This window comes from Spongiactinospora gelatinilytica, from assembly GCF_003236385.1.
Lineage (GTDB): Bacteria > Actinomycetota > Actinomycetes > Streptosporangiales > Streptosporangiaceae > Spongiactinospora > Spongiactinospora gelatinilytica.
In genome coordinates this window covers 1-2,933 of the sequence record NZ_POUA01000592.1, presented here as the reverse complement: position 1 = coordinate 2,933, position 2,933 = coordinate 1, and the positions used below count along the sequence as shown (strand labels likewise).

The following is a 2,933-nucleotide window of genomic DNA, read 5'->3' as shown; positions in this document are numbered from 1 at the left end:
GGGTACGTTGGCGGCCAACGGGTCCGGTCCGGCGAGGAGGAGGCGACGTGCGCAGCAGGCTGCCCGCCGTTCGCCTGCTCCTGCTGTCGTGGCTCGTCCTGGTGCCCTGGGCGGTGCCCACGAGCGCGACGGCCTCGGCCGCGCCGCCCGGGTGGCCCGCCGTCGCCGAACGCGTGGCGGCGCAGCAGGCGCGCGAACAACCGGGGCTCGGGCGCGAGCCGTACCATCACGGCGTGACGCAGGCGCGGCACCTGCTGCTCGGCCCCGCCGGTGTCACCGGCCCCGCCGTACTGCCCGCCGGCCTGGCGGCCCCGCGACCGGCCTGGGCCGTCGTCGCGGTGCGCGCCACCGCCCGCACGCCGGACGGACTCCAGGTCGCGGCCGCCCCGGCCCGCGGACCTCCCTCCGCAAGGTGCTGAAGATCCCTTTCCCGCACTTCCGAACCTGTGGAGGGTTCAATGAACCGTGCGCCGCTATGGCGTGCGGTGGCGGCGTTCGCCGTCATCGCGATCTCAGCAGTTCTGGCGTTGACCATGACCCCGCGCCTCGGCCTGGACCTGCGCGGCGGAACCCAGCTCGTGTTCGAGTCCAAGGACTCCGCGACCGTCAAGGCCGACGCCGCCGCCACCGACCGCGCCCTTGACGTGCTCCGCCGCCGCGCCGACGCGCTCGGCGTGGTCGATCCCACCCTGGTCCGCTCCGGCGAGAAGCGGATCATCGTCGAACTGCCCGGCGTCCTCGACCCGCGGCAGGCGGCCGAGGTCATCGGCCGTACCGCGCAACTCGCCTTCCACCCGGTGCTCGGCGTCGCCGAGGCCAATGACAAGGAGGCCGTAAAGGACGAGGGCGGCACGCGGCTCAAGATCGGGCCCGCGGCCATCACCGGCGACGGCGTCACCGGCGCCACCGAACGAAGCGACCCGCAGCGCGGCCCTGGCTGGTGGGTGACCGTCGACTTCCGTGACGCCGACGCCTGGCAGCGGCTGACCGGGGCCGCCGCCTGCGAGCCGGAGGGCGACCCCAAGCGCCGGATCGCCATCGTGCTGGACCGGGAGGTCATCTCCTCCCCGCAGGTGGACCCGTCGGTGCCGTGCCGCGCCGGGATGCCCGGCGGGAGCGCCGACATCACCGGGTCGTTCACCTACGAGGAGGCCCGCGAGCTGGCCGTGCTGATCAAGGGCGGCGCGCTGCCGGTGCCGCTCGACCTCGTCGAGCAGCGCACGGTCGGCCCGACGCTCGGCGCGGCGGCGATCGAGGCCAGCGCCAAGGCCGCGATCGCCGGGCTGGTGCTCACCGCCGGTTTCATCATCCTCGTCTACCGGCTGTCCGGGCTGCTCGCCACGATCGCGCTGGCCTGCTACGGCCTGATCTCCTACGGGGCGCTGGTCGCGATGGGCGCGACGTTCACCCTGCCCGGACTGGCCGGGTTCGTGCTGGCCATCGGCATGGCCATCGACGCGAACGTGCTGGTGTTCGAGCGGGCCAGGGAGGAGTACGGCGCGGCCGGGGACGGCGGGCGCGGGTTGCGCCGCGCGCTGGACCGGGGGTTCAAGAACGCCTGGAGCGCCATCGCCGACTCCAACGTGACCACTCTGATCGCCGCCGGGCTGCTGTTCTGGCTGGCATCCGGCCCGGTCAAGGGCTTCGGTGTGACGCTGGGCGTCGGCGTGCTGGCGTCGCTGGTGTCCGCCATGCTGATCACCCGGGTGCTGGTGCAGGCCGCGGTCGGCCGGATCTCGCCGCGGGTGTCCGGGCTCGCCTCCCAGGGGGCCGTACGGAACTGGCTCGCGCACCGCAAGCCGCGGCTCATGCGTGCCGGCAAGGTGTTCTTGACGGTCGCGGGCGGGCTGGCCGTGGTCGCCCTGGCCGGGCTGGTGGTGCGCGGGCTGAACGTCGGGGTCGAGTTCACCGGCGGGCGGCTCGTGGAGTTCGCGACCAGCAGGCCGGTCCCGGCCGACGTGGCGGGGCGGGTGGTCGCGCAGGCGGGGTTCCCGACGGCGGTGGTGCAGGCGAGCGGCGACGGCGTCACCGTGCGGGCCGCCGAACTCGGCCTCGCCGAGACGGCCAGGATCGAGCAGGCGCTTGAGCCGCACGGCGGCGAGGTGACCAAGCGGCGCGAGGAGTTCATCGGCCCGAGCCTGGGCGAGGAACTGCGCCGCAACGCCCTCATCGCGCTCGGCGTGGCGGTGGCCATGCAGCTGGCCTACCTGGCGTTCCGGTTCCGCTGGACGTTCGGGGCGGCGGCGGTGCTGGCGCTGCTGGTGGACGTGGCGATCGTGGTGGGCCTGTTCGCCTGGCTGGGCAAGCCGATCGACGGGGTGTTCGTGGCGGCGATGCTGACGATCATCGGCTACTCGGTCAACGACAAGGTGGTGGTGTTCGACCGGGTACGGGAGCTTTGGACGGCCAAGCCCAAGGAACCGTTCGCGGCGGCGGTGGACGGGGCGATCGTGCAGACGTTGCCGCGTACCGTGAACACCGGGCTGGGCGCGTTGTTCATCCTGGTGGCGTTGATGGCGTTCGGCGGCGACTCGCTGCGCGACTTCGCCATCGCGCTGGTGGCCGGAATCGTGACGGGCACGCTGTCGTCGGCGCTCGTGGCGGGGCCGGCGGCGGTGGCGCTGGCCCGGTTCGACCGGCGGCCGCCGGTCGCGCCCGCCCGGCGCAAGGCTCCGCCGGGGCGGAGCGGGTCGGGTGCGGTGTTGTGATTCTTCGCGATGGCCCCAGCGGGGTACAGAACAGATATGAAGGGTGATCGGGTCGAGATCGTCGTGGACACCCACGACGGGTCGCGGGCCTACGAGATCGTGGCGACGCGGGCCGGGCGGCGGGTCGAGGTGACCATCGGGCGGGGCGTCGTGGAGGTGGCCGAGGTCACGCGTACCGGGACGCCCGTGCGTACGGCCCGCTTCATGGCCAGCCGCCTGCTCGCC

Annotated in this window: 3 protein-coding genes; all 3 read left to right on the top strand. The window is 73.8% G+C overall.

Annotated features, from left to right (window positions below):
- Positions 1-419 (top strand): hypothetical protein (locus C1I98_RS37395; RefSeq protein ID WP_233508520.1); only part of this gene is annotated, 419 nt, incomplete at its 5' end.
- Positions 420-458: 39 nt separating this feature from the next.
- Positions 459-2,708 (top strand): protein translocase subunit SecD, encoded by a 2,250-nt coding sequence (secD, locus tag C1I98_RS37390; protein WP_111171983.1) that lies wholly within the window; start codon positions 459-461, stop codon positions 2,706-2,708.
- A 36-nt stretch (positions 2,709-2,744) separates the two neighbouring features.
- Positions 2,745-2,933 (top strand): DUF8836 family protein (locus tag C1I98_RS37385; RefSeq protein ID WP_111171982.1); only part of this gene is annotated, 189 nt, incomplete at its 3' end.

Excerpts from the sequence above, each read along its gene's own strand:
- secD (WP_111171983.1), top strand. The coding sequence starts at position 459 with ATGAACCGTGCGCCGCTATGGCGTGCGGTGGCGGCGTTCGCCGTCATC.